The organism is Candidatus Hydrogenedentota bacterium (genome assembly GCA_019637335.1).
Lineage (GTDB): Bacteria > Hydrogenedentota > Hydrogenedentia > Hydrogenedentales > JAEUWI01 > JAEUWI01.
In genome coordinates this window covers 58,480-81,307 of the sequence record JAHBVV010000024.1, presented here as the reverse complement: position 1 = coordinate 81,307, position 22,828 = coordinate 58,480, and the positions used below count along the sequence as shown (strand labels likewise).

At 63.5% G+C, this 22,828-nt stretch carries 14 protein-coding genes; 7 read left to right on the top strand and 7 right to left on the bottom strand.

Annotation, left to right across the window (positions count from 1 at the left end):
- Positions 1 to 138: 138 nt before the first annotated feature.
- The 3 genes from KF886_20695 (at position 139) to KF886_20685 (ending at position 4,845) form a co-directional block, all read left to right on the top strand.
- A complete protein-coding gene (locus tag KF886_20695; GenBank protein ID MBX3179780.1) occupies positions 139 to 1,110 on the top strand; it encodes a 2-oxo acid dehydrogenase subunit E2 in 972 nt (323 codons plus the stop codon).
- 9 nt (positions 1,111 to 1,119) lie between these two features.
- On the top strand, positions 1,120 to 3,774 hold the full coding sequence (gene mutS / locus KF886_20690) for a DNA mismatch repair protein MutS (GenBank protein MBX3179779.1): 2,655 nt from the start codon (positions 1,120 to 1,122) through the stop codon (positions 3,772 to 3,774).
- Positions 3,775 to 3,906: 132 nt separating this feature from the next.
- Positions 3,907 to 4,845 carry an Abi family protein gene (locus KF886_20685; protein MBX3179778.1) on the top strand — a complete coding sequence of 313 codons (939 nt, stop codon included), beginning with the start codon at positions 3,907 to 3,909 and terminating at the stop codon, positions 4,843 to 4,845.
- A gap of 92 nt (positions 4,846 to 4,937) precedes the next feature.
- Here the strand turns inward: KF886_20685 and KF886_20680 are convergent, their stop codons facing one another.
- Together KF886_20680 and KF886_20675 are read right to left on the bottom strand one after the other, a co-directional pair.
- Positions 4,938 to 6,368 (bottom strand): outer membrane protein transport protein, encoded by a 1,431-nt coding sequence (locus KF886_20680; protein ID MBX3179777.1) that lies wholly within the window; start codon positions 6,366 to 6,368, stop codon positions 4,938 to 4,940.
- Positions 6,337 to 8,439 carry a hypothetical protein gene (locus tag KF886_20675; GenBank protein ID MBX3179776.1) on the bottom strand — a complete coding sequence of 701 codons (2,103 nt, stop codon included), beginning with the start codon at positions 8,437 to 8,439 and terminating at the stop codon, positions 6,337 to 6,339. The genes KF886_20680 and KF886_20675 overlap by 32 nt, the downstream gene beginning before the upstream one ends.
- A gap of 372 nt (positions 8,440 to 8,811) precedes the next feature.
- Between KF886_20675 and KF886_20670 the strand changes: the two genes are divergently transcribed.
- The 4 genes from KF886_20670 to KF886_20655 all read left to right on the top strand — a co-directional run bounded on the left by KF886_20670 (position 8,812) and on the right by KF886_20655 (position 14,618).
- Complete coding sequence (locus tag KF886_20670; GenBank protein ID MBX3179775.1) at positions 8,812 to 13,023, top strand: protein kinase; 4,212 nt, start codon at positions 8,812 to 8,814, stop codon at positions 13,021 to 13,023.
- A gap of 72 nt (positions 13,024 to 13,095) precedes the next feature.
- Positions 13,096 to 13,428 carry a hypothetical protein gene (locus KF886_20665; protein MBX3179774.1) on the top strand — a complete coding sequence of 111 codons (333 nt, stop codon included), beginning with the start codon at positions 13,096 to 13,098 and terminating at the stop codon, positions 13,426 to 13,428.
- Positions 13,429 to 13,542: 114 nt separating this feature from the next.
- The gene (locus KF886_20660; protein MBX3179773.1) at positions 13,543 to 14,064 is read left to right on the top strand and encodes a hypothetical protein; all 522 of its coding nucleotides are present in this window, start codon (positions 13,543 to 13,545) and stop codon (positions 14,062 to 14,064) included.
- A 194-nt stretch (positions 14,065 to 14,258) separates the two neighbouring features.
- Positions 14,259 to 14,618: a PilZ domain-containing protein gene (locus KF886_20655; protein MBX3179772.1), complete on the top strand. Its 360-nt coding sequence runs from the start codon at positions 14,259 to 14,261 to the stop codon at positions 14,616 to 14,618.
- 81 nt (positions 14,619 to 14,699) lie between these two features.
- On the opposite strand, the gene KF886_20650 is transcribed toward KF886_20655, so the two are convergent.
- The 5 genes from KF886_20650 to KF886_20630 form a co-directional block, all read right to left on the bottom strand.
- Positions 14,700 to 15,677 (bottom strand): tetratricopeptide repeat protein, encoded by a 978-nt coding sequence (locus KF886_20650; GenBank protein MBX3179771.1) that lies wholly within the window; start codon positions 15,675 to 15,677, stop codon positions 14,700 to 14,702.
- Between the two features lie 923 nt (positions 15,678 to 16,600).
- A complete protein-coding gene (locus KF886_20645; GenBank protein ID MBX3179770.1) occupies positions 16,601 to 17,602 on the bottom strand; it encodes a DUF1573 domain-containing protein in 1,002 nt (333 codons plus the stop codon).
- A 393-nt stretch (positions 17,603 to 17,995) separates the two neighbouring features.
- Complete coding sequence (locus KF886_20640) at positions 17,996 to 19,759, bottom strand: hypothetical protein (protein ID MBX3179769.1); 1,764 nt, start codon at positions 19,757 to 19,759, stop codon at positions 17,996 to 17,998.
- 59 nt (positions 19,760 to 19,818) lie between these two features.
- Complete coding sequence (locus tag KF886_20635) at positions 19,819 to 20,283, bottom strand: hypothetical protein (protein MBX3179768.1); 465 nt, start codon at positions 20,281 to 20,283, stop codon at positions 19,819 to 19,821.
- An 87-nt stretch (positions 20,284 to 20,370) separates the two neighbouring features.
- A complete protein-coding gene (locus KF886_20630; protein MBX3179767.1) occupies positions 20,371 to 22,794 on the bottom strand; it encodes a DUF1553 domain-containing protein in 2,424 nt (807 codons plus the stop codon).
- Positions 22,795 to 22,828 lie beyond the last annotated feature (34 nt).

Here is a 22,828-nt window from a genome sequence, read left to right as displayed (position 1 = left end):
GATTCAAGGATCCGAATCGACCCCAGTTTACGCCCATATGCCGCGATCGGGTTCAAACGCCGTACAATTCGCCGCTGTACTCTCCGGCGGGGCATTGGGTATACTCGCTGCCTGAAAAACGGTAGCGGGAGAGCAAACATGTTTCAGGATTTCCGGGTCGCCTATTTGCGCAAACACGTGAAGGTGCGAGATGCTCAGCGATTCTCGTTCCTGCGCCAGATGGTGGCCTACTTCCTGTCCGAATCCGCGCGGAAGACGCCGCACGCCGCGATGACGGTCACGTATGACGTCACGCCGGTGGTGGAATACGGCCAGGCGAAGGAGAGCGAGATCGCGGAGGCGTCGGCGAAGATGGACGAGAAAGCGCTGTTCCGGCGGGCGATCCACAAGAACTTTTCGGCGTTTTTTCTGAAGGCGGTTGCGCACGGGCTGCATCACACGCCGTGCATGAACGGGTTCATCGATTATGCGCCGTTCCTCAACGGCGGCACGTTTTACCGGGCCGAGGACATCAACCTCAGTTTTACGGCGCACACGAAGTATGGCGTGGTCCGCCCCGTGTTGCGGAACCCGCACCTCAAGCCGCTGGAACAGGTGGCCTCGGAGATGCGGGATCTCGTCCGCCGCGCGCGCCGGACGGATCCGGAGCAGCTTTACTTCGAGGCGGCGAGCATTTACGCCCTGGAGGGGATCAAACAGCTCGATCTGAAGGCGCTGGGCGCGCTCTGGATCACGCTGCGGGGCAAACTCTGGCAGCGGCCGGTTCCGGAGCCGGGCTACGAGAAGATTCCCGAGAAGGACAAGCTGAAGGTGGACGACATCCTGGGCGCGACGTGCACGGTGGCGAACATTGGCATGATGATCGCCGGCACGCAGACGGTGACGGTGATCGTGCCTCCGGAGGTGATGATGTTTGGCATCGGCGACCTGAAGCTCGCGCCCTGGGTGGTGGGCGGGCAGGTGGTCCCGCGATACACGATCACGGTCATGGGCGCGATGGACCACCGCGCCTTCGACGCGGGCGAGGCGTTTCCGTTTGGCAAGCACCTGAAGCGTTATTTCGACCATCCCGAGCTGATCTTCGAATGGAAAGAGGGCGACCCGTTATAATACGCGCCCATGGCCCATTCCTGGATTAAACTAAGCGACGTCTCGCCCAGGCAGGTGACCCCCATGGTGCGGCAGTTCATGGAGGCCAAGGCCCAGGCGCCGGATTCCCTGCTCTTTTTCCGCATGGGGGACTTCTACGAGCTCTTCTTTGAGGACGCCGTGGAAGCGGCGGAGTTGCTGGGGCTCTCCCTCACCTCGCGCGACGGCGCGGACAAGGACGCGCGCATCCCGATGTGCGGCGTGCCGGTCCGTGCGGTGGACAGCTACATCGCGAAGGTGATCAAGCTCGGGCGCACGGTGAGCATCTGCGATCAGATGGAGGATCCGAAGGCGGCGAAGGGTATCGTGAAGCGCGAGATCGTTCGGACCGTCACCCCCGGCACGGTGATGGAGCCGGAGCTCCTGGACGAATCGGCGAACAACTACCTGGGCGCGCTTTCGGCGCAGCAGCAGGCGGCGGGCCTGGCCTTCGTGGACGTGACCACGGGCGAGTTCCTGGTGGCGCAGGTGGCGGGCGAGAGCGGCGCGCTGGCGGTTAACCTGGAGCGGATCCTGGCCGACGAACTGGCCCGCCTGGCGCCCGCGGAGGTGCTGGTTCCCACGTCGCTGGACGGCGCCCTGCTCGATCGGCTGCGTTTCCAGTTTCCCCGGATCGCCTTCACCACGCGGAAGAACGACGATTTCGACACCGCCTGGGCGGGCGATCTGCTGGAGGAGTTGTTTGGCCTCAGCAGCCTCAAGGGCGTGGGCCTGCACGGCGCGCCGCTGGCGGCGGGCTGCGCGGGCGCGGCTTTGGCCTATGTGCGCGAAACCCAGCGGGAGCGCGTGCCGCATATCCAGCTGCCGCGGCGCTATAACCCGAGCGGTTTCGTGGTGCTGGACGGCAACACGCAGCGCAACCTGGAGCTCATCGAATCCATCGCGGAGAAGTCGCGGCGCGGGACGCTTATCGGCGTGCTCGACAAGACGCTGACGAGCATGGGCGGGCGGAAGCTGCGCCAGTGGATCCTGCACCCCCTGCTGGCGGTCGAGGCGATCCAGGAGCGGCTGAACGCGGTGGAGGAATGCTTCGAGGACACGCAATTGCGGCTGGAACTGCGCGAGGCCCTGAAGGGCGTGGCGGATCTGGAGCGGCTGCTCGGGCGCCTGACGGCGCAGTCGGGCAACGCGCGGGATCTCAAGGCGCTGGGGAACTCGCTGAACCGGTTGCCGCGCGTGCTGGAAGCGCTGGGGACCACGTCCAGCGCGCTGCTGGCCGACCTGCGCGATGGCCTCGATCCCCTGGCGGACGTGGCCGGCTGGATCGAGGCCGCGATCGTCGAGGAGCCGCCGCTATCGATCAGCGAGGGCAACCTGTTCAAGGACGGCTACCACACGGACCTGGATCGGCTGCACGGGCTCGTCCGCGGCGGCCGCGACTGGATCGCGACGTTGCAGTCGGAGGAGCGCGAGCGCACGGGCATCAGCAACCTGAAAGTGGGCTACAACAAGGTTTTCGGCTACTACCTCGAGGTGAGCAAGGCCAACACCCGGCTGGTCCCCGAAGATTTTGAGCGCAAGCAGACGCTGGTGAACGCCGAGCGCTACATCACCCAGCGCCTCAAGGAGCGGGAGGAGGAGATCCTCACGGCGCAGGAGCGCATGCAGACGCTGGAACACGACCTGTTCGTCGCGCTGCGCGCGCAGGTGGCCGCGGAATCGAAGCGGATCCAGCGGACGGCGGACGCGGTGGCCACGCTGGACGTGATCCTGGCGCTGGCGGAGGTGGCGGTGACCAAAAACTACACCAAGCCGCAAATCACGCGGGATGGCGACATCCAGATCGCGGACGGGCGGCATCCCGTGGTGGAGGATCTGATGCCCCGGGGCGACTTTGTCCCGAACGACACGGCGCTGGAAAGCTCGGGCGCGCAGCTGCAGATCGTGACCGGGCCCAACATGGCCGGCAAGTCGACGTATCTGCGGCAGGTGGCGCTGATCACGCTGATGGCGCAGATGGGCAGCTTCGTGCCGGCGTCGCGGGCGAGCATCGGCGTGGTGGACCGGATCTTCACGCGGGTGGGCGCTTCGGATAACCTCGTTCGCGGCGAGAGCACATTTATGGTGGAGATGATCGAGACCGCGAACATCCTGAATTCCGCGACGGCGAACAGCCTGCTGGTGCTTGACGAGATCGGGCGCGGCACGAGCACCTTCGACGGCATCAGCATCGCCTGGTCCGTGGCCGAGTTTATCCACGACCGGATCAAGTCGAAGGCGCTCTTCGCGACGCACTACCACGAGCTCACGGACCTGGGAAACAAGCTCGAACACGCCAAGAACGTGAATGTGGCCGTGCGCGAGCTGGGCGATCGGGTCATATTTCTGTACCGCATCGTGGAGGGGGGCGCGGACCACAGTTACGGCATTCAGGTGGCCCGGCTGGCCGGCCTCCCCCCCAGCCTGCTCGCGCGCGCGCGGGAGATCCTGGAGGGGCTGGAATCGGGCAACACGGCGGCGGTGGGCCTGCCGGAGCAGATGTACCTGTTCGGCCCCGCCGCGGCGGGCGAGCCGAGCAAGGTGGAGCAGGAACTGGAATCCATCGACCCCGACGCGCTGTCGCCCCGGGAGGCGCACGACATGCTCTACCGGCTCAAGCACCTGCTCAACAAGCCGCGGGGGTAGACGGGGCCGGAAATACGTGTTGCGAATCAAGCCTGCAAGCAGTATACTTAGATTAGCAAACCCGCCGGGCCTCTCTGCAGCGCGTAACGCGCGCAGGGCTCACTTCGGCGGGTCTTTTTTTGGATCGTCACCATGGATTACCGCAAACAAGCCCTCAGCCACGAACAGCAAGCCGATCAGTTACTTCAGCGCGGCCTGATTGCGGATCGCGAGGAGCTTATTGAGCGATTGCGGCGAGTCAGCTACTACAGATTAAGCGGTTATCTGTATCCGTTTCGAAACGCAGATGATTCCTACGCGGATGGAACTACGTTGGAAGATGTCTGGAATCGGTATACATTCGATCGCCACCTGCGATTCATTGTACTCGACGCAATCGAACGTACCGAGGTCTATGTGCGAACGGCGATGGTATATCGGCACGCACACGCATTTGGGCCTTTCGGATACACTGTTCCAGCAAATCTCCCGAATCTTAATCGAAATCAGTTTGGCCGATTGTTATCAGATATATTCAGAGAGACTGATCGCAGTAAGGAGGCATTCGTGGCACATTTCCGTGAAAAGTACGGTGATCAGCACGGATGGCCCCCAATCTGGATGGCAACAGAACTGATGAGTTTCGGGACCACGCTTACTTTTTTCCGCGGGGCCCCGATTGACATCAAGAAAAATATCGCTTCGGGCTTCAACCAACCCGATGAAGTCGTGGATTCCTGGTTACACTCCTTGCTCACCGTTCGCAACGCGTGCGCCCACCATGCACGGCTTTGGAACAGGGCGCTTGGTGTCAAGCCGAAGATTCCAAATGAGAAAAAGAATCCAGATTGGCACGTTCCGTCGACCATCCGAAATGATCGCATCTTCTCCGTAATAACCATCCTGAGATACCTGATGGGTATCATTGCGCCCCAAAGCCGTTGGCCCGACAGATTCCTGGACCTGATTGAACGGAATCCTAAAATCCCACTCTCTGAAATGGGATTTCCCGAAAACTGGATTGAGTGCCCGATTTGGAAAGGCGATTCGAGTCAGAGTAAGAGTTCACTCGCCCCAACACCCACCCCCTGATCGCATTCGCCTGATTGGGGAAAAACTACCCATATCCGCCCGAAAGCACAAACTCTACGCTTAAGTCTTGATGACTTAGCACGTCAGTAATTTTAGAAATACACCACCGTCGAGACGTACAGGCTGTGCTGCTCGACGTCGGCGTCGGTGCCGTTGAGGCCGAAGGTGTCTTTGCGGGCGCCATCGCCCCAGCGGTAGATGTAGGCGAGGTCCATGTTGACGCGGTTTTTGATGAGCACGCCGGCGCCGAGGGAGAAGCCGAAGAAATCGACGGGATCGCCGTCGCCGCGCTGGCTGAGGCCGTTGAGCCCGACCGCCCAGAACTGGTCCTTGCGCCCGCCGGAGGGCTCGGGATCGTAGAAGATGCCGCCGCGGAGGCTGGGCAGGTAGTCCTGTTTGGGTTTGGAGTCGTTCACAAATACATACTCGGCGCCGAACCGGACCGTGTAGGTGGGGTCTATCTCGCTGATTTGCTTGTTCAGCCCGGTGACGCCGGACTTCCGGCGGGCGGACCGGTTTGGATTCTCGGGGTCGAGGATCTCGAACTGATCCCACTCGCGCCGGGTGACGTCGAAGGAGAGCGTGAGCTTGTCGTTGGGGAAGCGGTAGGCGACGCCGAGGCCGATCGCGCTGGGAAAGGTGATCTCCTGTTTGCGCTTCGCCCGGGTAATGCCCACGTTGCCGTCGTTAAACAGCCGGACGCGCTGGGTGTACTCGACATCGGCGGACCACTTGGTGTGGTACACGGCGCCGAAGCTCCACCGGTCGTTGGGTTTGTAGAGCATGCCGAGCGTGAAATTGTGCCCGTCGATATCCTGATAGTTTTCCTCGATGCGCGTGGTGGTGTTGAGGAGGATGTCGGCGGAAAAGGGGCCCACGTTGTTCAGGAGCGTGCGCTGCCGGATGTTGTTGCGGGTCTTCCACTCGTTGTCGGGCAGGATACTCTGGTCGAAGATATTCATAACCAGGCCAACGGACAGCTTGTCGGTAATCTCGAAGCCGACCGCGGGCGAGAGGGAACTGAGCCCGCCGCGCTGGCTGTAGTCGTACCGCGCGCCAATGTTGACCACACCGCCGGCCGCGGCCCCGACATCATTGAAACGGAACCTGAGATCGCGGTCGAAGTCGTATTGCTTGAGGAGGTTCAGGCTGAGCACGATATTGCGGCCGTTAAAGGTGCGCGGGATCGGGTAGACGAAACTGGCGTAGTTGATCTCGTTGAAGTTGACGGTATTGTCGAAGTTCAGGCCGCGCCTTGACGACGAGCTGAAATCCTCCGAATTGTTCTTGAAGCTGTACACAAGCGAGAATTCGGGACGTTCGAGCTGCGTGAGCCCGCCCGGATTCCAGGAGGCCGCCGTGGCGTCGTCCGCAATGGCGATGAACGCGCTGCCCATGCCGAGGGCGCGCGCGCCGCTACCCACGACGTTGGGCGACGAGTTGATTTCGACCTGGGCCCAGGCGGCTCCCGGCGCAAGCGCCAGGGCAAGACTACATAGTGATCGCCGGCATGCCTTGTTCAAGCTGGGCACCCTCCTCTCCGCTGATAATCTGCTGGGCCTTGACGCCGCTCCCCAGGAAGCTCAGGATGCGGCCGCGGCCCACAGGCACGAACTCGCCCGGCTCCAGGATTTCGCCGGTGGTCTCGTCTACCCAGGGCTCGGATTCCTGCACGAACAGGAAGTATGCGCCTTCCTGGAGTTCATCTTCCTTGGTCCAATTGATGAGCACTTCCGCGCCGGAATCCTTCGGGCGCACGGAAAGCACTTCGCCGGACAGGCGGGGGTAGCGCTGGGCGAGCTGTACCGCCAGGCCGCGGCACGCGGCCGCCACCCTGGCGTTGTCGTCCTTGTTGTCGACAAAGGCGTCCAGCGTGGCCACCAGGTCGGAGGTCTCGGCGTTGATGACCCGGGCCTTGATTTCGAGGCCCGCCTGATCGTGGGAAAATACGTCGGCCACGAGAAACACATAGGCGTTTGTCAGTTTCCCGAGTTGCAGGGCCTGGTTGGGGTCGGCGAGCGCGGAGGCAAGCTGCTGCTCGGTGAGCACGTCCTGCAGGTTGGTGCGGTCCACGATCCGGAAACGGCCCTCTTCGAGCAGTTGCGATTCCGTGGTGAGCCGCAGGTAATCGGTGACGCCGGTGTCGACATTCGCTCCGGCAAAGGCGAGCACCGCGACGGGCATGCGGGATTCGTTCGAGTTCAGCTCGACGGGACGCACGTCCACATCGAAGGACTGGGCGTAGATTTTGCCGTTCTCGTCCGACGCCTCGATCTTCACCGCGACCTTCGACGTGCCGTCGTCCAGCGTATCGATGGGCAGCCGCTTGTTGAAGCTTTCCTTGGGCGCGCCGCTAAGTTCCTCGAAGGGCTGGCCGTTGATCGAAAGCGAGGTCACTTTCGTCTGTGTGACCACCTCGCCCGACACCCGCAGGGTGCGGTTGTGGCGGTAGGGCCGGTCGGGCTGGGGCGACTTGAGCCGGATCTCGCCATCGGCGGGCTCATCCACGGAAAGCGTCAGATCAAGCAGGGGCAGGCCGGCGGCGCTCGCATACTGGAGCAACTCCGGGTGCTTCTGCTTCATCAGCCACAGCTTCGCCTCGGCGGAATTCGGGTCGCCCTGGAATACCTTGACGGCGGAACGGGTCTCGTTGCCGGCCACGTCGCGCGCGGCCAGAATGAAGGTGTTCTCGCCCGCGGCGAGCGGCAACTCCCGGTTGAACGGCAGCCGGGGCACGCCGGGCGACTCGGCCAGGAGACTCTGGTCCACCGCCACGGAAACGACACCGTTCTTGTCCACGGACGTTCCCTCCAGGCTCACGGAGCCGCTCGGGGTTACCGTCGGCTCGATTGGCGAGAAGACGCCAATCGTCGGCCCGGTGAGGTCTACGGTAACCTCCACCTCCTTTTTCACTTCCTTGTCGGCCAGATCCTTCGCCGCCACCTCGATCTTGTGCGTGCCCTCGTCGAGCACGACCTCCTTCGCCGCGGCGAGCACCTCGCCGGCCTGCGAGGCGCCGCGCTGGTATACGGGCTGGTCGTTTACTTTCAGCTCCGCGACGCCGACATCGTCTTTCGTGTCGACCTCAAAGGTGAGTTCCCGCGATGCGAGAATGCGCCCGGGCTCCAGATTCGTGTTTACTTCGGGCTCGGCCATGTCCTGGACGGCGCCCCGGGCAATCTTCTCGCGCCGGACCAGGTCGAGGTAGTAATGCGCGCGTTCGGTGTCCACGGCGGCGAGGGAGGCCCTGAGCGCGGCCTCCGCGGCCTCCAGGTTGCCCAGGTGGAACTCGACGATACCCAACTCGCGGTTCGGGAAGTACTCCACGAAGTGCAGCCCGTAGGTGCGGGCGCGCCAGGTGTCGCTTGCCCGGCCCGAGAGGGCGCGCTCGAAGTCGGCCTTGGCTTCCTGGTAGAACTTCCCGGCGAGGTAGGAACTGCCGCGTTCGGCATAGCTCCACCAGCGCCCGCGGAAGACGCCTTCGGTTGTGCCATAGACTTCGCCGTCGTCGCCGCGGCGCGCGCCCTGCTCTCCGGCGCCACAACCGGCCAGAACCGCGAGGAGTATGCAAGTAGCCAGTGTCTTCTTAGCCATACCTCATCCCACCTTCCCGATTACGCTTGATCCTAGCATATGCCGGGATCCTTGTAAACTGTTTATCGCCATCCTGGCGCTGCCACCAACCACCCACAGTGTACCGCAAACTGGCCGGGACGCGCGCGATTGACAGGCGGCCGCGCGGGGATAACCGGCGCTTTTTCAAATAGATACGTATGCGCGGGGCACCTGCTCCGGGGCATGATAGCCCGTTGGACGGGTGGCATTGCAAGTTTAATTGTTGACATGCAGCGCTCGCCTCGCCCACAATCAAATGGGAAGCACGACCAGGGCGGCGCGTTGTATCCACCCTTGTACACGCCGGGCCCGCGCCGCCGCCAACAACTCGGATCGATCAGGAGACGCACGATGAACAAGGACCGAAGCCTCCTCTTCGGCATGCTGGCTGTTTCCATGAAGAAGGTTGCGCCGGACCGGCTCTCCGCCGTGGCGCGGCGGGCGGAGCAGGATCCCGGGTTTGACCTGGCGAAGAGCCTGGTGGACGAAGGCCTGATCACGGAGGGCGACAAGGCCCAGATCGACAGCCTGCTGGAGCTTTCCCTGGCGGAGCATGAGGGCGACGCGGCGCGGACGCTTCAGGCCTTCGGCAAGGATCCGAACAAGATCGAGACCCTGCTGGAATCCATGGACGGTTTCGAGGCCTTCGAGCGCTACAGCGATCGGCCCGCGCCGAGCGGCGACACCTCGGCGGGATTCGCCGATTCGATCCTCGGGGACGTCCAGGAGCCGGATTCCTTCGGCGACGGGGGCCCGCTGGAGTTGGATTCCCTGGTGGAGGACGGCGATCCCGCGAAAACCCGCGTGACCCAGAGCGGCAACACGGGAGACAAGGCGAGCATCGGCGATATTGCGCTGGGCGACGCGCCGGACTCCTTTTTTCAGTCGATTGCGAATACAGATACGCAGATCATGTCGCCGGTGCAGGCGGCCGCGGAAATCGATGAGTCCCAGATCGTGCCGGCCGTCGCGGAGCATCCGGGCCGCTACGAGATGATCCGCGACTTCGCCAAGGGCGGCATGGGCAAGATCACGCTGGTGCACGACACGCACCTGGGGCGCGATATCGCGCTGAAGCAGCTCTTGCAGCGCAATATCCTGCCCGAAACGCGCCCGGGCGCGCCGACGACGGCGATCCTGACCATCCCGATCATTGCGCGTTTCCTGCAGGAAGCGCGGATCACGGGACAGCTGGAGCACCCGTCGATCATTCCGGTGTACGAATTGGGCTACCGCGAGGACGGCAGCCTGTACTACACGATGAAGCTGATCCGCGGCCAGTCGATGCACGATGTGCTGAAGGACTGCAAGGACATCCGGGATCGCATGAAGATGCTCCCCCACTTCCTGGACCTGTGCCAGGCGATCAGCTACGCGCACAGCCGGGGCGTGATCCACCGCGACCTGAAGCCGATGAATATCATGATCGGCGAGTTCGGCGAAACCGTGGTGATCGACTGGGGCATCGCGAAGGTCAAGGGCCAGGACGATATCCACGCCAAGGGGCTCCAGGAGACCGTGCAGGCGATGCGCGTGAGCAGTGCGGAGGCCACGGCGAAGACCATGTACGGCCAGACTATCGGCTCGCCGTACTTCATGCCGGCGGAGCAGGCGATGGGCCGCACGGACCTGATCGACGAGCGTTCGGACATCTACTCGCTCGGGGCGGTGCTATACGTGATCCTCACCGGCCAGATGCCGTACCAGGGCAACAATGTGCGCGAGTTTATGGGCAAGGTGGGCCAGATCGAGCCGAAACCGGTGCTTGAGCTGGAGCCGTCGGCGCCCCGGGAGCTCGCGGCGGTGGTGAAGCGGGCGATGGCCCTTGTTCCCGAGAACCGATACCAGTCCGCCCGGGAGCTCACCACGGAGATCGAGGCCTTTATTTCCGGCGGCATGGTCAGCGCGTACGACTACAGCCTGACCGAGATGATCAAGCGTTTCTACAAGAAGAACAAGAAAGTAATCAATACAGCGGCGGCGGCGGCGTTGATCCTGCTGGGGAGCGGCGTCTTCTACAGCATCAGCCTCAAGATCGCGCGGGACCGGGCGGTTGTGGCGGAAGCAGAGGCCCGGGAAGCGCAGGGCGAGGCCGAAACCCAGCGCGACCGGGCCGTGGCGGCGGAGGCGGACGCGCTGGCGGCGGAGGCCGAGGCGCGTCGCGAGCTTTACCGCGCGAACATCGCCAACGCGAAATTCAACATCAACGAGCAGCAGATGGCCAAGGCGCGCGAGCTCCTGGCGAGCTGCGAGCCGGAGTCCCTGCGCGCGTGGGAGTGGGGCTTCCTGGCGGCGGAGACCCACGCGGACCTCTTGACGGTGGATCGGGGCGGTCGCTTTTCCGGCATTGCGCCCGATGGCGCGGGCCTCCTCACGGGCACGGTCCGCGGCACGCTGACCCTGCACGACATGAATACCGGCGAAATTCTCCACGAATTCATCCACCGCGCGGGCTACAACTACGCGGTGGCCGGTAGCGAAGACATGGCGCGGATCGCGGTGCTGGAAGACGCGGCGATCCACGTCTGGGACGTGTCGACCCGCGCGGAACTGCTGCGCGCCGAGATGCCGGAGCGAAAGCTCACCAAATACCTGATGGCGATCTCGGGCAACGGGAAGTATGTCGCGGGGCTCGGCGGCGACTATGTCCTCCGCGTGTGGGACGTGGACACGGGCGAGGTCGCGGTGGAGGTGGAAGACTGCCAGCCATCGGGCTTTAATGTATTCCTGAGCCCGGACGGAACCCGCATGATGGTCGCGCGGCGCTACCTCGGCGAGGAGGGCTTCGACCAGCGCTTCGAGGTCTTTTCCCTGCCGGCGGGCGAGGTGCTTGGAACGGAGATTTTCGCGGCGGACAGCGCGCTCTCGGCGCAGGCCGCGGCCTTCAGCCCGGATGGCGGCATGCTCGCGGTGGGGACGGACAACAACCTCCAGATCTGGGCGGTGGCCGGCTTCAAGAAACTGCACGAAATCGCCGGGCAGCGTTTCGGGCATCTCGACGAAATCGCCTTCAGCCCAGACGGAAACCACGTGGCGGCGGGCACGAAGGATGGCAATCTGCTGGTGTTTGACGTGAAGGCGGGCAAGACCGCCGCCGTGTTGCCGAAGGCCCACGAGGACTGGATCCGGAGCGTGCGCTTCAGCCGGGACGGATCGCGGGTGGCCTCCGTGGCCGATGATCGCACCCTGCGGCTGTGGACCGTGCCGGGACTTCGCCCGCTGCGCACGTACAAGGGCCACGACAGCTCCGTCTACACCCTGGGCTTCAGCCAGGATGGGACCCGCGTGGCCACGTCCACCCCGGCGGGCAAGTCCAAGGTGTGGGATATCAGCGCGGACCTGGAATTCGCGCCGGCGGAGCTGGACAAGTTCGCCCGCGTCACCTTTGATCGCGCGAGCGGTATCGTGGCGGGCGGCGCGCAGGACACGGTCATCCTCTGGGACGCCCGCAGCGGCCACCGGGTGCGCGAACTGGCGGCCCCGGGCGAACCGGCGAAGGCCATTGCCTTTAATCCGGCGGGAACGCTCTTGATCGCGGTGGTCTGGAACGGGAACGCCGAAATGCTGCACGCGTGGGATGTGGCGACGGGCGAGGAGCAGTTCTCCTTTGGCACGGGCCAGACCCGCACGCAGGCCGTCCATGCGATCCATGGGGACGCGGCTGTCCTCGTTTATACTGGAAGCGATTTGATCCGCTTCGAGACGGGCGGCGGCGATGGAGTCTCCGTGTTGGCGGGCCTGGCGGCCATGGACGGCAAGACGCTGGGCAGCTACACGATCAGCGAGGACGGATCCCGGCTCGCCGCCGGGCTGCGCGGCGAAGACAGCGCCGTAACCGCGCTGCACCTGTCGCTGGACGGATCGGGCGAACCCGCGAGCATCGACATCGCGCAGGTAAGCAGCGTTTCACCGCACTTCACGCCGGAAGCCGGCCGCATCCTGATCTGCCAGGCCGACCGCCCGGACAAGCTCGTCGAAGGGGGATCGGTTTCGTACTGGAACCTGGCGGACAACTCCCGCACCGAGCCGGTGCGGCGGCACGAGAACGAGATCGTCTCCGCGCGTTTCTCTCGCGACGGATCGCTACTGGCGACGGGCGACCGGAACGGCGTAACGGCCATCTGGGCCGCGGATTCGCTTAGACCGGCGGCGGTCATGCGCGGCCACGCGGGCGCCGTGTCGCACCTTGATTTCAGCCCGAACGGCGAGCGCCTGGTGACCGGGAGCGCCGATCGCTCCTTCAAGATTTGGGACACCGCCGCGGGCGTGCAGATACTCACGCTGAACGACGCGGCGGTGGGCGCGGACGTGCAGGTGGCGCTGCCGGAGCAGGTCGCCTTCAGCGAGGATGGCCTCCAACTCGCGACGATTACGAGCCCGCCGGTATCCCCGATGATCCTGCACGCGTTCTCCACGAGCACGGCGGACTACCCGGAAGCCGCGGACGAAGGTGGCGAGGCGGCGGACGAGGCCGCGGGGGATGTGGACGAGGAAACGGCCGCGTTCAAGCAGTTCGAGCGCCGCATGGAAGCGTACAAGCGCCTGTACTGGCGTCACGAATAGAACCGGCGCGGCGCGCGGCTTCGAAACCGTGCGCCCGCGCGGGGGCCTGTGCAACCGCCAAGGAGAAGCATCATGATTAAAGACAAGATCGTGCGGGTGAAGCTGAAGCGGAACTTTCACGAGCAGCGTCCGCTGTCGTATGTGGGCAAGGTGACGGCGTTCAGTGATTACTGGGTGGTCATGGAGGCCATCGGCGTCCTGATCGCCCGGAACCAGCCGAACAATGTGCAGATCGACAAGCACCGGAGCGCGGCGCTCGTCCCGCGGGACAACATCGAGTCGATCGTATTGCTGCCCGACAATTTCGACGTGAAAAGCATGAAGATCACGACCGAGGGCCAGCAGATCCAGATCGTGGTTACCGGCGGCGCGAACGTCTACATCGGCGAACTGGGCGACGGCTGACAAGGCCCCGTCCGCTTGCGATAGCATACCCGGCCCCGGCTCGGGCGTCCCCATGCGGCGGGCGCGGCCGATCGGGGCCTTTTGTCATCTACCCTGAGAAAAAGGAGTACCCCCATGAAACGTAACAGCATGCGCCTGAACGCGCTGGCCTGCCTGCTGGCCCTGTTCGCCGCCGGATGCGGTAAGGCCGCCGAGAAGGCGGGCGAGGCGATTATCGAGGCGAACATGCCCAACGGCGGCAACGTCGAAATCGACGCCGAAGGCGGCAGCATCCGCTTCCAGGGCGCCGATGGCAGCGGGGCCGAGGTCCAGTTCGAGGCGGGCGAATCCGTCGCGTTGCCGGCGAACTTCCCGGCGGACGTTCCCGTGCCCGAAGGGGTGACGTGGAGCGTCGTGCAAAGCTCCACCGCGGAAGGCGCGGGAGGCATCGTCGTCCAGGGCATGACCGCCACGCCCCTGGCGGAAGTCTCCGCGTTTGTGAAGTCCGGCGCAACCGGCCAGGGCTGGACGGAGACGCAGTCCATGTCGCAGGCGGGCGAACTGGAGATCGTGTCGTATTCCAAGGACGAGCGGCAGCTCAGCTATACCCTGGGGAAGGCGGACGGCGAAACGACCGTCATGATTGTCTCCCAATAGGCCTTCCCATTCGTTGATCCGATAGCGCCGGCGCCGCCACCCGTGCGCCGGCGACTTCTTTTATGACGGAAATCCGGCACGGACCCGCTGACACAGGAAGATTGGCGCTGCGGATATATTGAGTGTAACCGCTTGCGGAGCGCGCGGCACAGTATGCATGGGGGCGGTTACCGGTAGCAGTAAAGGACCCGATCATGAGCACCACCGTCGAACAGGACACCCGCAGATTCACGCGCATCGCCTTCAGCGCCCCCGCCAAGTTTCACAGCGGGGCCGGCGTGCTGGGCGAGGGCGTCGTCTCCGACGTGAGCTACGGGGGCCTGTGCCTGACGACCCGCCGCTACCTGAAGCCGCAGACGCTGGTGCGCATCCCCGTGCCCGCCGGGGACCGTCATCTGTCGTTTCCCGCGCATGTGGTCTGGTGCCAGCCGGATCACGCCAGCGAGACCTTCCGCGTGGGGCTCCAGGCCGACCACCGCGGCAAGCACACCATGGCGATCCTGTCGAGCTGGGTGCTGGACGCCTTCCGGCAGAACGCCGCCCAGGTGTGCTGAGCACGAACGACGCCCCGTATACCCCGCCGGCCGCTTTTTCCCCACGGAGAAGCGGCCGGTTTCGTTATGCGCAGGCGAGTGCTACCGCGCCAGCTTGAGGCCCAGGGCCGCGGCTACCATAACGAGCGCAAGCGCGCCGCCCCACCCGTACACCGCGCGGGACTTCGCTTCCACCGACGGGGATTCGGGCGTGGGCACCGGGCTGTCCACCGGGGCGGGCGCGACCTCGGGGGCGAGGGCCGGTGGCTCTTCGGCTGCATCGGCGCCTTCGCGCGTCTCCGCCGCTGCGGCCTCCCGGGCGGCCCGTTCCGCCGCCGCCAGCCGGTGTTGCTGGCCTTCGCGCCCCATCTCCGCCCATTCCATCCGAGCTTCCAGGCGGTTGGCCGTGTAAAACTCGCCGAGGTTCTGTATGGGGTGGTCCGGGTCTGTCGCGTCAATCTTCTTCCGAAAATTGTACAACTGGCGAAATAGCTTCGCCGCCTCGTCGAAGCGCTCGAGCTCAACATAGGCATTCGCGAGCGTCAGGGTAACGATGAAGTTTTTTTCGTTGTCCAGGGGGCCGAGGACTGCGGGAAGTATCTCCACGGCATTCTCCCAGTCCCCGTTCGTGGCGTATGCGGAGCCCAATTGCCTGCCGAACAGCGCGAACTCCTCCGCCGAATAACGCGCGGAAACTTCCCACACCTTTCGGTATCGAGCGATGGCCTCCTCCCGCTCTCCGCGCTGGAACATGGAGCGGGCGTGGTTGTAATAGGCCGAGCGACCGGCTGCCGTTTCCAGGGCGGGATCCCGGGCAACCAGTTCGCCGAATATACGGTCCACGTATTCGTGATCGTTCAGATACTCCGCAGCCCGCGCCATGCCCAGCCGGGCTTCCCAGTACTGCTCGTCCGCGGGCAACAGGTCGGAGATCCGTTCCATGCTCTCCAGGTAGGACCGCGCCGATTCCTCGTCCTGGTGCGACAGGGACAGCATGCGGCTCAGCGGCATTTTCGGATCCCGGCCCTCCTCCACCGCCGCCACAGCCGCCGCTTCCAACTCGCGTATGCTCATTTCCATGAAGCGACCGCCATATCCTCCACTGGTTGGTCTGGCAATGTCCGCGCCAAATGCTTTCGTGGAGAACGGGATGTGGCACAAGCAACAAATGAGAATCGCAATCCGGATGACAAAATAATCCGCTTCCCGTGGGGCCCGATGGCTTCTCATAATGGTTAACACTCCGTGAATTGACCGAATTAGTTCGGACATGTATTGTTCGCCGGATCCGCGCATGGGTTAGGGTTCTGCCCGCCGCAACCACCCGAGAACGGATGTCCGTTGTCCCCGAGCGACCCCGGAACGACCACCAAAGTTGTTACGCTCTCCCATCCGGTGAAATCGATCTCCTCGCATTCTTCACCATCCTCGGAACAAATAAGCCTTGCATCAAAAGACCTCATAGTATTTTGGTAGACCGCCCCAATCTCGAGTCCAATCTTTGAGCAATTCCCGATAGTATACGACACCATACTCGCTGGCACGGATACCGTCGGGTCGCCGTTGAGTGTCAAATTCGAAGAGCCGCTCACCGCAAAACCAATGGGCAGTGAAAGGGTGAGTGCTCCCACGTCACACGAATACATGCCAGCGTCAACCTCTCCCTCTGGCACTTGAACACTACACTGATAAGAATTACAGCAGGTATCCTCCGCGCATACTCCGTATAATTCTCTGATAGGAATATCATAGATGGGAGCAAAATCCTCAATGTTAGTCCCAAGTCGAACCACAGCAAAAGACTCATCGCAATACCGCGTTGGACAATCCGGAATTCCGGCAGGCACCGTTTCAACCGCGGTAACAATCGCCATCAACCCCATACCTAGAATAACCACTTTAAAAGTTTTCCGTAACATACCTCAGTACTCCTTTCTGGTCTATGGCCCCTCGAGTAAAATTACCTCGTTAAACATCAATTCTAACAATCAATCGAATTCCATTTACTGATCGCGTGAAGCGATTTCGAATGGGACCGAGATACGCGCCTCCCCATCAATATCAATTTCCAAGACTACGGCCTTGCCGGCCAACGCTTTCGCGGGAGGAAGCTTGTCAAGTTGCACGATGTAGCCTCCTGACCCATCGGGAAACACCTCCCAAGCCACATCGCAATCCGGGAGTGTTATCCCGACTATGGAAAAGCGGTCTATCGTTCCAGGTTCCACGCGGAGAAATACCGGCGGGCTCACGCCGCCAGCATTTCGTGTGGCACATAGGCGAATGGTGGACGGCCGGACTCGCACGGAATGTAAAACCTCGCCTGATACCGCCAAGGACACAAACTGCTCTCGCGGGCGATCTACATGAATTTCTATTTCTCCACCGAAATAACCGCACGTGCGGGTACTCTCCACCTCGACAACAATCTCCATCGCACCGGTTCTGAGCGTTGAAAACGTAACGCGACAGGGGACCGATGGGGGGACATGAATATCCTTAACACCAATCTCAATCTCGCTTCGGGCAGCACGCAGGATGACATTTTGTGCGCGATTCTCGCCGTGGCGTACAGTTCCAAAGTCCAACTCTGGAGCATCGAGGCTCAACAGCGGCGTCACGCGCCCGACCAGTGCCAGTTCCAAATGAGGCATTTTCGGGTCATTAGTCTGAACCGAATACTTGACGCGCTGATCGCCAGAACGCCCGTGAAGATCTAGCAGCGCAGTAAGCAGCGCACTTTCACCCGGCGCTATTAGGCGCGTACTTAGTTCTGCAGTAGCGCAACTGCAATGCTGGTTAATCTGAAGGATTTCAAGCACATCGTAACCGCTGTTTTGAAGCACGAACTGATGAGATACAAGCTCATCGCTGTACAACTCACCAAAATCATATGTAGACTGAAAACAATGAATGGCAGGCTGAGCGGCTACGTCTATACTGCCCACGACACCCCAAACGGACATTGAGATAACTAGAACCCAAGCATTGACTGTGCGCGCCATTGGAGACCTCCCGTCGTACCTTATTCCAACCTCAATAAGCGCCGCTGTATCCGCAGCTCTATTCTGCCGTAGTTTTTTCTTTTTGTCAATGGTTCGATTCAGGAATCCATTTCCACCCAATACACGACGAGAGGCAAGAGCCCCGCGTTTCGGAATAACTTACCTTCAATTCTGACGCCGCCCAGGTGTGCTGAGCACGAACGACGCCCCGTATACCCCGCCGGCCGCTTTTCCCCAGGGAGAAGCGGCCGGTTTCGTTATGCGCAGGCGAGTGCTACCGCGCCGGTTTGAGGCTGTAGTCCTGAAGCAGGCCCTTCTTACCAAGCCACAAGAAAACGGCCGCCCCTTCGCGCGGGAAGGGGCGGCCGTGTGTGCATGGCTTGTGGGGTCGGATCAGTTGCCGGCTTCGTTTTTGGCGACCTTCTCTGCGGCGGCCTGGTTGGCCGCGACCTGCTCGGGGCTGGGGTTGGTGCTGACTTTGGCGATCTCTTCGCCCGAGGCGGAATCCCAGAGGATGACGTTGCCGGCCCAGGTGCCGCCGACGGCGCGGTTGTTTACGGCGAAGCAGGCCGCGTAGACCCAGTCGCCGCTGCCCTCAAAGGACTTCTGCTCCTTGCCGTCCTGGCCCCAGATCTTGATCTGGCGATCGGCGCCGGCAGTGATGATCTGGCCGTCGGGGTTGATGTCGACATAGAGCGCGGGCTGGTTGTGCGCCTTGAAGCTGCGAATGCGGCTGAATTTCCAGGTGTCCCAGAGCTGGACGGTGCCGTCGTCGCCAACGGAGGCCATGACGGTGGAGTCTGCGGTGTAGGCCAGGGCGTTGATGCCGCCGTCGTGCCCGCGCAATTGTTCGACCTCGCGCCCGTTCGCGGCCTGCCAGAAGTACATGCCGCCGCCGCGGTCCGCCGAGGCGAGGACTTCGCCGTCGGGCGTGAACTTCACGGCCTGGATCCAGTCGTTGTGCTTGTCGAGGCTGTAGATCTCTTCACCGGTCTCCGCCGAATAGACCCGGACCTTGCGGTTCGGGCCGCCCAGGGCGATCATGCGGTGGTCGGGGCTGATATCGGCGGCGAGCACGGTATCGTAGTATTGGCCGTAGGTTCCCTTGCGCTCGCCCGTGCGGATGTCCCACAGGACGCTGATGCCCATGTCGCCTTCCTGGCCGCCGGCTGCGAGGAGGAGTTCGCCGTTGACGCTGAAGGTGAGGGTGTAGATGTCCCCCTCGGGAAAGGGCAGCGCGCCGAAAAGATCGTTGGTGTCTGAGTTGTATACGAGGACCTGCCGATCGGCGCCCACGGCCATAAGGGGCGCGCGCGGGCTGGTGTCGACGGCGCGCGCGACGACGCCACGTCCGGGCAGGGTGTGGGGCGCGGGATAGGCGGCTTCGGGCATGGGCGGCGGGCCGTCAAACGAGGCGGCCACGAAAACCGGGCCATCCTCCGCCGTGTCCGTCTTCTTTTTCGCCATGCGCTTGGATTTGCTGTCGGCGGGGGCGCCATCGGCGATCCAGCGGCGGATCGTGTCGATCTCTTCCGGCTTGAGCGGATCGCCGGAGGGCGGCATGACGGGTTCCTCGGTCTGCATGACGAGGGCGAGAATGCGGCTGCCGTCCGGGTCGCCGGGGACGATGACCTTGCCCGAGCTGCCGCCTTCGAGAGCGGTGGCGTGGAGCGCAAGATTGAGGCCGCCCTTGGCGCTGTCGGCGTTGTGGCAGCGGAAGCAGCGCGCCTCGAAGATAGGCTTGACGTGCTCGGCGAAATTCGTCATGGGCGTTTCGTCCGCGGGCGCGGCGGCGGTCTTCATTTCGCCAGACTCCGCCATGGCGGCCGGGGGCGCGGGTGGCGCCATGTTGAACTTCTCGGCGAGCGCCTTGACGTGGCCGAGGAGCTTGTCCACGCGGGCTTCCAGGTCGGTGGCCTGGTTCGTCAGGGATTCGGCCTTTTTGCGCAGCTCGGCGGCCTCGGCGTCCTGCTGGGCGGTGGCGGCCTTCATTTCCTTGACTTTGGCCACGATGGCGGCGGGGTCCTGCTTGAGCAGGTTGGAAATGGCCGCGTCCGGGGCGGGCGCGTCCTGCGCGTGCGCCGCCGGGAACGTGCCCGCCGCCAGGGCAAAGCAAACAAGGAGCCGCAGCCCGGTATATCGTTTCTGGTTGATCATCGCTTCATCCTGTTCTCAAGTCGTACGGCTGGAATCGAGCCTGAATGCAGTGCGCTTCATCAACCCGCCGCCGCCTCGGGCGCGGGTTCGGACGCGGCCTCCGCCTTGGCTTCCGGCGCAGGTTCTGGCTTGGCTTCCTCCGGCGCCGCCTCGGCCTTGGCCTCGGGCGCGGGGGCTTCCTCGGGCTTCGCCTCGGGGGCGGGCGCCATGGATGCAGTCACGGCGGCCATGAACTTCTCGATGGTCTCCACGCGCTGCTTCACGGCGGCGGACTGCGCCTCGAGCTCGGCGGCGCGCTTGGTGGCGGCTTCGGCCTCGGCCTTGAGATCGCCCACCTGCTTGCGCAGGGCCTCGACGTGCGCCACCAGCTGGTCCGGGCCGATCTTGGCCAGGTCCGTCAGCACGGCGTCGAGGTTGGGCTCGGCGGGCGCGTCCTCGGCAATGGCGCGGGGCGCGGCCAGGCCCGCCGCCAGGATCAGGGCCGGGGCGATCAGCCGGGTGAGGTGATAGAGGCTTCGTTTCATGGTATTGGCTCCTTCGCGAACGCCGGCGGGATCGGGCCGGCGCTTTTGTTTCGTGCGCTGTACAGCCCGGGCGAACCCGGACCGGAATCAGTGATTGAAGATGAACTCCTTGGCGTTCAGCATCGTCCAGAAAACGTCTTCGAGGGCTTCGCGCTTGTTTTCCGCGGCGTCCACGTAGGCGTTGAGTTGGTTCTTTTCCTCTTCGCTGGGCTTCCGGGAGACGGCGGCCAGGTAGAGCCGGTCGATGATCTCCGCCGGGGGCGTTTCCGCCGCCAGCAGGGAATCGAGGAGGCCGCCCTTGCCCTTGATCGCGCTGTCGATGGTGTCGCCGTTGATCAGGTGCAGCGACTGCGCCAGGTTCGGCTCGTTGCGGCGCTCACAGGTGCAGACCGTCTCGCGGGAGGGGCGCCCGAAGACTTCGAGGAAGTAGACGCCGCTGTTGCCGCCCGCGACCTGCACCGCGCGCGATCCCTTCGGGAGGTTCCGGAACTTCACGTCGTTCCCCGTGACCTTGACGATCGCGTCGAGCATCTGCTCGGAGGTCAGCCGACGCACTTGCGCGTGCGAGAAATTGCGCGCGTCGTGGTTGTCCGGATCCCGCGGGCGCGTGGACATCTGGTACGTATAAGAGTTGCAGATATCGCGCACGAGCTTGCGCAGGTCATAGTCGTATTCGACCAGCTTGGCGCCGAGTTCGTCGTGCAGCTGCGGGTTGGTGGGCGGATTCGTCACACGGACATCATCCGGTGGATCCACGATTCCGGCGCCGAAGTAGTGCGCCCAGACGCGGTTGGCGATGTTCCTGGAGAACCACGGGTTCTCCGGCGACGTCATCCAGTCCGCGAGCACGGCGCGACGGTCCTTGCCCTTGACATCGGGGGTGTCTCCGCCGAGGAACTTCGGCGCCATATTCTGGTTGGTGTTGAGGTGCTTCACCTCGCCGCCGCCGCTGTTGAAAATGATAGTCTCGCGCGGATCGCTGGAGGTTTTTCGGCCGACCTGGGCGAAGAACGCGGCGAAGGAGTAGTAGTCGTCCATGGTCCAGCGCTCGAAGGGGTGGTTGTGGCACTGGGCGCAGGAAATCTGGATCCCCATGAAGACCTGGGCGACGTTTTCCGCCATGATGGCCGGGTCGCGCTCGATAAGGTAGAAATTGGAAGCGGGATTGGTGAAGTTGCCGCCCTCCGCACTCAGGAGTTCGCGCACGACCTGATCGAGCGGCTCGTTCGCGCTGATGACGGCTCGAAGCCAGTCGTTGTAGCGGTGCATGCCCTTGCGATCGAGCACATTGGGGATTTCGGCGACGCGGAGCACTTCCGCCCACTTCATGGCCCACAGATCGGAAAACTCGGGGCGTTCCAGGAGCGTGTCCACGAGTTTCGCGCGCTTTTCCGGATCGGCATCGTTCAGAAAGGCCTCGGTCTCTTCGGAGGTGGGAATCGTGCCGAGGATGTCGACATAGGCGCGGCGCACGAAGACCTGATCGCTGCACAGCTCCGCCGGGGGCACGCGGAGTTTCTTGAGCTTGTCGAAGACGTGACCGTCGATGTAGTTGCGCGCGACGGCGTCCTCCGGCCAGGCGACATTCGCGCCCTGGTCGATCACGATGGCCTTGGAGACCACCGCGAAGGTGCCGAAGCGGGCCATCACGTAGACTTCGCCCTTGTTGCCGGCGGTGGAGAGGCCGGCGCCGTCGATATTCAGGGTGAGCTCGTCGCTGGAACTGAGCACGGCGACATCGGTGACGTCGCGGGTGGTTCCGTTGTCGTAGTTCGCCATGACGACGAAGCGCTGGTTGGCGCCCTGGCCTTCGAGCACGGCTTCGCGCGGATAGATCTGGATGCCCGACAATCCCGGCAGATCTTCCGGGTCGGGCTGCGTCCCTTCCTTGATCCACTGGAGCAGGGTCTCGTGTACGCCGCCGCCCTCTTCGAGCGCCGTGCCGCCTTCGTGGTCCACCTTGCCGAGCGGCTTGAGGAGCATGAGGCTCTCTTCGGGCAGCGCGGCGTTGATCCGGCGGCTCCGCTGGTCGCGGGTCAGACTGATGTAGTCGAACTGCGGGTCGAACCCGAAGAGGCTCAGGCGGAAGCCGTTTTTCCCCTGCGCGCTGCCGTGGCAGCCGCCGGTGTTGCAGCCGGCGCGCATGAGGGCGGGCAGCACGTCGTTGGAAAAGGTCTTGGGGGGCGTGAGGCCGGAATTCTCGACCTTCACGGGCAGCTGGACGGAGAGATCGCCGTGGGTCACGGTCAGGGAGGCCTCGCCGTCGCCCGCCGCATAGAGCTTCAGGTCCTCGCCCCACGCCGCCACGTTTTCGGCGCTGAACTGCACCGCGACTTCGGGCGTGACGTCCACGGTGACGCCGTCGGGGCGCGTGAGAACGGCCACGAGGCGCTCGACGTCGTGCGCGTTGTTCAGCGTCACTTCGCTCGGATATACGGCCAGCTGCTGGGCGCCCGCCGAAGCGCCGAAGGCGGCGCAAAGGGCCAGCAGACATTTCCAGGTTGTTTTCATACTGCTCATCCTGTCTCGTCTCGTTTTCGCGCGC

Bases quoted from the DNA above. Each gene is read 5' to 3' on its own strand.
- KF886_20695 (MBX3179780.1), top strand. From the start codon at position 139: ATGTTTCAGGATTTCCGGGTCGCCTATTTGCGCAAACACGTGAAGGTG.
- mutS (MBX3179779.1), top strand. From the start codon at position 1,120: ATGGCCCATTCCTGGATTAAACTAAGCGACGTCTCGCCCAGGCAGGTG.
- KF886_20685 (MBX3179778.1), top strand. From the start codon at position 3,907: ATGGATTACCGCAAACAAGCCCTCAGCCACGAACAGCAAGCCGATCAG.
- KF886_20675 (MBX3179776.1), bottom strand. From the start codon at position 8,439: ATGGCTAAGAAGACACTGGCTACTTGCATACTCCTCGCGGTTCTGGCC.
- KF886_20670 (MBX3179775.1), top strand. From the start codon at position 8,812: ATGAACAAGGACCGAAGCCTCCTCTTCGGCATGCTGGCTGTTTCCATG.
- KF886_20665 (MBX3179774.1), top strand. From the start codon at position 13,096: ATGATTAAAGACAAGATCGTGCGGGTGAAGCTGAAGCGGAACTTTCAC.
- KF886_20660 (MBX3179773.1), top strand. From the start codon at position 13,543: ATGAAACGTAACAGCATGCGCCTGAACGCGCTGGCCTGCCTGCTGGCC.
- KF886_20655 (MBX3179772.1), top strand. From the start codon at position 14,259: ATGAGCACCACCGTCGAACAGGACACCCGCAGATTCACGCGCATCGCC.
- KF886_20650 (MBX3179771.1), bottom strand. From the start codon at position 15,677: ATGGAAATGAGCATACGCGAGTTGGAAGCGGCGGCTGTGGCGGCGGTG.
- KF886_20645 (MBX3179770.1), bottom strand. From the start codon at position 17,602: ATGGCGCGCACAGTCAATGCTTGGGTTCTAGTTATCTCAATGTCCGTT.
- KF886_20640 (MBX3179769.1), bottom strand. From the start codon at position 19,759: ATGATCAACCAGAAACGATATACCGGGCTGCGGCTCCTTGTTTGCTTT.
- KF886_20635 (MBX3179768.1), bottom strand. From the start codon at position 20,283: ATGAAACGAAGCCTCTATCACCTCACCCGGCTGATCGCCCCGGCCCTG.
- KF886_20630 (MBX3179767.1), bottom strand. From the start codon at position 22,794: ATGAAAACAACCTGGAAATGTCTGCTGGCCCTTTGCGCCGCCTTCGGC.